Source organism: Actinomycetota bacterium, assembly GCA_030019255.1.
In the GTDB taxonomy this organism is placed as follows: domain Bacteria; phylum Actinomycetota; class Geothermincolia; order Geothermincolales; family RBG-13-55-18; genus Solincola_A.
The window spans coordinates 76,995-82,994 of the sequence record JASEFK010000003.1 but is presented as its reverse complement, the minus strand read 5'-3'; the positions used below and the strand labels follow the sequence as shown (position 1 = coordinate 82,994).

Sequence of the window (6,000 nt, the reverse complement as noted above, 5' to 3'; positions counted from 1 at the left end):
AGCTTCTTCCCCAGCTTCCCCTTCCCCAGCTCCACCTCCATCTGCCTTATCTGTTCGGAGATGACTTTCTTGAGGAACTGGAAGACAGCGAAGCGGACCAACTGCTGGACCATGGAGCGTTCCTTTTTCTTCGCCCGGCGGGCGGCCCTGCCCCTCTTTTTCTCCTTGCGTTCCTTCTCCTGGCGCGCCTTCAACTTGGCCCGGGCCTTCAGAATCTTCTTGACCTTGCGCTTCTGCCTCCAGCGGTTCAAGAGGAAGAGAGCCGCCAGGCCACCCGCGACCAACCCCCACTTCTGCAGCTGCTTCTGAACCTCCGCTTCCTCCACCAATTTTTACCTCCTTCCCCAAACCGTTCCGCCTTCCTGTATTATAGACCCTCGGGACGACGGTTCCGCGGAGCCCCCGGAGAGACCTGCTTTTCTGCGTGGTTGACGGGCCGGGAGGCTCCGTTTATCGTTAGATAACGATTTGCCCGCCGGAAGGCGGGAGGGTCCCGCGAAGGAAGAGCACGAGGGAAGGAAACAGCATTGGCGGAGAGGGATAGGGTTTGGCTCAGGGAGATGGCCCGGCCGGCATGGGGGGACCTGGCCTCTTTCCCGGGCATGTGGCTTCTCCTCTCAGCATCCGTCATTCCCCTGGTGTTCCTTTACCAGTTCCTGGTAACCTATGCCGCAACCACCCTCTCCCTCCTTATCCTTCTCGTGGGATACGCGGTGTGCTTCTGTCTTCACTTCATCTTTTGGTGCATGTCCGTGCTGCTCTACGCCAGCAGAGTTTCCGGGGATGCGGAGGAGAGGGAAGGGGAAGTGAAGGCGAAGGGCCGAAGAAGGAAGGGGTCCCTCCGGCGCGCCTACCGCGGCATGCTCGAATCCCCCTGGGCGGTATTCTTCACTGGCCTCGCGTTGGGAGTCATAGTCATCATGGCCAACATGGCCGCCCAGATGGTGGTGGGCCTGGTTCTCGGCCTTTTCCTGGCCGGGGGCGCCAGCCCCGGGATCCTGGTGGTGCTCTCCACCCTCCAGTTCTTCTACCTCGGATACTTCGCGGCGGACCTGGCCCTGGTCCTGGTGGTCACCGCCCCGCAGGTCATCACCATGGGAGGAGGGAAGAAGGTGGAGGAGACCCTGCGGGCCGCTTACCAGTTAGTGAGGCCCAAGTACGGCGAGGCACTCAAGCTCCTCCTGCTCCCGGAGTTCATCGTCCGCACCCTGATGCTGGGTCTCTACTTCCTCCTTCCCCTGCTCAAACCGCGGGTCCTAGCCGTAGTCGTCTTCCTGCTCTGCATGTCCCTCCTCGAGGGAGGGAGAACCGGCTTCGTGGCCGCGGCCTACAACCGCTTCTTCCTCCGGGTCCTGGAGGAGGAGAGGAGGCGCAAAGCGGCGGAGAAAAAGAAGAAAAAGGGAAAGAAGTGATACGGCGCCGACGAAGCACCGTTGTCCCACGGGCTATGCTTGCGCTCGAGAGGCACGAAGCGTCCCGCGTCCTCGCTACCCGGCCGGAATCGCCCCGCGCTCTTCCCGGTCCCCCCAGCCCCAGGTCCCGTGGCAAGGAGCGGTCTAGGAGAGGTATTATCCTCACGCCCTCACGCCGCCCGGGTAAAGGCCCTTCTCGTGCTTCGGCAGAGGGGAATGCCCGGCGTGACCGCCGACGCGACGGCTCCCACGCTTCACCCCGCGCCCCGGTGCCGTGAAGCGAACCTTATATCGTATCTCGCCCCCCTTGCCTACAGGCCCTCCTCGTGCTCTGGCAGCACGAAGTACTTCACGTCGCGGGCGTACCTCTTGAGCTCCCCGCGGAAGTCGGGATGGGCGATGCTTATGAGCTCCCGGGCCCTCTCCCGCAGGCTCCTCCCCTTGAGATTGACCACCCCGTACTCGGTGGCCACGTACATGACGTCGGTGCGGGTAAGGGTGACCGCGGCTCCCGGACGGAGTTGAGGCACTATCTTGGACACCATCTCCCCGGTGTCCCGGTCCTTGGCCGTGGAGTGGAGGGCGATAAAGGCCTTGCCTCCCCTGGACATCCAGGCCCCCCGGGTGAAGTCCACCTGGCCCCCGGTGGCCGTGTACTGGTAGGGCCCGAAGGACTCCGAGCAGCACTGGCCGGTGAGGTCTATCTCCAGGGTGGAGTTGATGGCCACCATCTTGTCGTTCTTGGCCACATTGTAGGGGTCGTTGTTGTAGCTGATGGGGGTGAAGCATACCATGGGGTTGTCGTCCAGCCAGGCATAAAGGGCGCTGGACCCCGCGGCGAAGAAGGCGTTGAACTGGTAGGGGTGGAAGGTCTTGCGCGTGTTATCCAGGACCCCGGCCTCGAAGAGCTTCATGATGGCATCGGGTATCATCTCCGTGTAGCACCCCAGGTGGTGCCGGTCGTGCTCGATGAGGCATTCCCCGATGGCGTTGGGAACCGCCCCGATGCCCAGCTGGATGGTGGCCCCGTCCTCGATGTACTCCACGATGTTCTCCGCTATCTGGCGGTCTATATCCGTGGCCGGCTCCGGCGGCAGGTCGAAGACCGGGTGGTGGTTCTCCACGATAGCCGTCACCTGGCTTATGTGGTAGAAGTTGCGCCCGTGCACCCGGGGCTGGTACTGGTTGACCTCCAGGACCAGCTCGTCCACCTTGTCCACCACGTCCAGGAAGTTGCCGGAGACCCCGCAGCTGAAGTAGCCGTTCTTGTCCATGGGGCCGCACTGGGTGAATATCTTCCGGTAGCCCCGGTACTCGGAGGCCAGGCGGGGCAGTTCCGAGAAATGGAACGGGGTGTGCACGCTTATCCCCTCCCGCAGGGACTCCCGGTCCAGGGGGGTGGCGTAGAAGTTGTCGAAAAGAATGTTCCGTGTCAGCTCCATCTTGAGGATCTTGTAGGTGGGGGCCAGCAGGATGAGCCCCCCGAAGACCACGTCATGCAGCTCCTCCGCCCGGTCGAAGAGGGCATTGAGAAGTGCGTCGGGGGTGCAGGAACCGCTCCCGCAGAAGATGCGGTCCCCGTCTTTGACCGTTTTGGCCACCTCCTCGGGGGTGGTCAGCTTCCTCTTGTACTCTTCCTCCCACTTGTTCATCCCTTTTCCCTCCTCTGCTGCAACTCCGGCCCTCGCGGTGCCGGCGCGGAGGCGGGCCTTGCTCCTCGCCGGATGAGTTCGAAATCCCGCCCCGCCTGCATCTTGCTTGCCGCGACCCTTAACGTGATCTGTCCGGCGATTCTCGACATCACTCCGTAAAGTAATAATTCCCACTAAATATCCAACTTATTTTATTCATACACTTATCGGCGGACAAGGGAGACGCCGGGAGCCCTCCCACATCCCGGGATCAAACGGGTGATGGCGGGGAAAAGGCCCGAAGGGCCTCAGTTGAGGAGCGGTTCCACGTGGTTCTTGATCTTCACCTTTATGCGGCAGAGGGCGTTGTCCACCACCTTGGTGTCCCGGTTTATCTCCTTGGCGATCTCCTTGTAGCTCTTTCCCTCCAGGTAGGAGACCAGCACTTTCCACTCCAGGCCGCTCAGCTTCTCCTTCAGGATGTGGATGACGCGGGTCACCTCGTCCTCGAAGATGAAGAGCTCCAGGGGATCTTCCACCTTGGTGTTCAACCCGCTCCCCGCGTAGTACACGTACTCGCCCCCCTCGTCGAAGGCCTGGGCCTCCAGGGGACGATAGCAGCTCAGCGGGTTGTGCTTTTTGCGGGTGTGGGTCTTCACGGCGGTGATTATCTGCCGGGTGATGCACAGGACGGCGAAGGAGCGGAAGGAGCAGATATCGTTGAACTTGTAGTCCCGGATGGCCTTGTAGAGCCCGATCATCCCTTCCTGGATGGTGTCGTCGTGCTCCGCGCCGTCCAGGAAGTAGGACTTGGCCTTGACGTGCACAAGGTACTGGTACTTGTTGAGAAGGTAAGCCTCGGCCTGCGAATCCCCCCGCCGGATACAGGCGATGATGTCCTCGTCGCTCATCTCGTCGTAGGAGACTTCAAGGAAGTAGGGTCTCTGGCGTTCCCTCAACGCTGTAGACCTGGTTTTCTCCTTGACCGGCAACGGCACCCCTCCTCGCATACAGCCCATATCTTGTATTTTGTGGCCCATGATAAACCATATATATAGATAATGTCAATATCTTGTGGGAATATTTTTTTAAAAATACAATATAATGTATTCAGTACTTCGCCGGCCGAGGCCTTTCCGCAAGGGGCGAGATTTTGAGATGGATGACGCGGGCAGGGAAGAGAGGAGCGCGCTCCGGGACAGCATCCGCCTGAAGGTGCAGGCCGACCTGGAAGCCCTCCGGGCCGCCGTATCCCGCTGCTCCCTATGCCCGAGGCTGGGAAGGGGCGTTCCGGGTCACGGTTCTCCCGGCGCCGACCTCTTCCTCCTGGCCGGAAGACCCGGCCCTGGGGCCTCCCCGGACAACCCGTGGGGCGCTTGGCGGGACCTGGTGCGGGAGAGGCTCGAGGAGATGACGGGCCTTTCCGGGCGCTCGCTCTACTATGCGACCGCCTTGCGCTGCGGCCCACGGAAGGTCACCGTGTCCCATCTGCGCCGCTGTGCCCCTTACCTGGCGGAGGAGATCCTCCTGGTGGGCCCCCGGCTGGTGGTGGTCTCCGGGAAGGTGGCCGCGGTGGGCCTGCGCGTCGCCCTGGGGGACGAGGTCCCGGAGAACCCCCGGGCGGGGGACGTCATCACCCTGTACGGTTCCCGTTTCCTCTTCCAGGTGGACGTCTCCCGCCTCACGCGGGAACCGGAAGCCCGCGAAATCTTCTGGAAAATAATGGAAAAGACTACCTCTCTCCTCCCCGGTGGCAGAAGTTGAACATTGGGTGCCCTTCTGTTTTACTTTAAATGTGGGCGCGGGTGGGGTCCACGGCGAACCGGGTTATTCCGCGCCCTCGGCGGCCGGCTTTCGAGGGAAAGGACGAAAGCCATGCAGGATGTGGCTGTCTCCCGGTTGCGGTCGGGACTGGACAAGTACGCTAGGCTGTTCCGCGTCCGCACCATGTTCATCTACCTCTTCCCCCTGACCCTGGGCTTCGCCGCCGCGGCGGAGGGAGGAGGTGACGCTCCCGGTTACCGGGTGGCCCTGGCCTTCCTGGCCTTTCTCTGCGGGTCCTTCTTCTCCAGCACCCTCAACTTCTACGCCGACGTGGAATCAGACCGCCTGCACAACGACATGTACAAGGGGGACCTGCACATGTCCGACCAGCCCTTCGTCACCGGGGAGATGGGCAAGTTCGAGACGGCGGCCGTCTTTCTCCTCACCGCGGCGGGGTGCGTGGCCCTCTCCCTCCTGGCGGGAAGGGAGTTCGCCTGGTTCATGATCGGCTCCGTGGCCCTCCTGGGCATCCTCTACTCCCACCCCTGGTTCCGCTTCAAGAACAAGCCGGTCCTGGACATCGTGATCAACGCCACCGGGGCCTGCGTGCTGCTCACCGCCGGGTGGAAGCTCCTGCAGCCGGACACCTGGCCCCCCATATGGCCACTGGTCTACGGGTTCCTCTTCGCCTCCACCCTGTATATGCCCAGCGTGGCCAACGACGTGCCCTTCGACGCCGCCGCCGGCTTCCGCACCTCGGGAGTGGTCTTCGGGGCCAAGCGCCTGCTTAACGCCATGATCCCCATGTGCGTTCTCCTTGTACCCGTGGCGGTGGTCAACTTCATCGTGCCCCAGAGCTGGACCTTCAAACTCTTCATCGCTCTGGCCCTCCCCGGGGCCCTGGTCTTCACCGCTGGGATGCACCTCCTCTACAAACCGCCCTTCATCCGCTTCAACGCATCCCTGCTGGTGTATCCCATAGCCCTGCTCTGGCTCTTCTACTTCGTCTACGGGGTGCACATGGTCGTCCGCAACTGACCGGTAACCTAGTCGCCGGCGGCGGGATGGGAATATTTTCACCGCCTTGTGTATGGGGAGGATTTTGGTTCTTCCGCTTCCATCCCGCCACATCTCCCCGGCCAGTGACCGCCCTCCAGAATTCCAACCTCCCATCCCTCGCCGGCCCGCTCGTC

General features: G+C 62.2%; 6 protein-coding genes. 3 read left to right on the top strand and 3 right to left on the bottom strand.

The genetic code is table 11. From position 1 onward, the window contains the following. Window positions 1–326, bottom strand: a 326-nt coding sequence (locus QME84_03390) for a hypothetical protein (GenBank protein MDI6873312.1), incomplete at its 3' end; no start/stop codon positions are given. A gap of 201 nt (window positions 327–527) precedes the next feature. Between QME84_03390 and QME84_03385 the strand changes: the two genes are divergently transcribed. After that, window positions 528–1,412, top strand: coding sequence for a hypothetical protein (locus QME84_03385; protein MDI6873311.1), 885 nt, complete (start codon window positions 528–530; stop codon window positions 1,410–1,412). A gap of 311 nt (window positions 1,413–1,723) precedes the next feature. On the opposite strand, the gene QME84_03380 is transcribed toward QME84_03385, so the two are convergent. Continuing rightward, window positions 1,724–3,064 (bottom strand): acetyl-CoA hydrolase/transferase C-terminal domain-containing protein, encoded by a 1,341-nt coding sequence (locus QME84_03380; GenBank protein MDI6873310.1) that lies wholly within the window; start codon window positions 3,062–3,064, stop codon window positions 1,724–1,726. 287 nt (window positions 3,065–3,351) lie between these two features. Next, entirely contained in the window at window positions 3,352–4,035 is a 684-nt protein-coding gene (sigH, locus tag QME84_03375; protein ID MDI6873309.1) for an RNA polymerase sporulation sigma factor SigH, read from the bottom strand. Window positions 4,036–4,201: 166 nt separating this feature from the next. On the opposite strand from sigH, the gene QME84_03370 reads away from it, so the two are divergent. Both QME84_03370 and QME84_03365 read left to right on the top strand, forming a co-directional pair. Further along, window positions 4,202–4,807, top strand: a complete 606-nt coding sequence (locus QME84_03370) for a uracil-DNA glycosylase family protein (GenBank protein ID MDI6873308.1) — start codon at window positions 4,202–4,204, stop codon at window positions 4,805–4,807. A gap of 111 nt (window positions 4,808–4,918) precedes the next feature. Further along, on the top strand, window positions 4,919–5,845 hold the full coding sequence (locus tag QME84_03365; protein ID MDI6873307.1) for a UbiA prenyltransferase family protein: 927 nt from the start codon (window positions 4,919–4,921) through the stop codon (window positions 5,843–5,845). Window positions 5,846–6,000: the final 155 nt, after the last annotated feature.

Coding starts and splice junctions, on each gene's coding strand:
- QME84_03380 (MDI6873310.1), bottom strand. CDS start 3,064: ATGAACAAGTGGGAGGAAGAGTACAAGAGGAAGCTGACCACCCCCGAG.
- QME84_03370 (MDI6873308.1), top strand. CDS start 4,202: ATGGATGACGCGGGCAGGGAAGAGAGGAGCGCGCTCCGGGACAGCATC.
- QME84_03365 (MDI6873307.1), top strand. CDS start 4,919: ATGCAGGATGTGGCTGTCTCCCGGTTGCGGTCGGGACTGGACAAGTAC.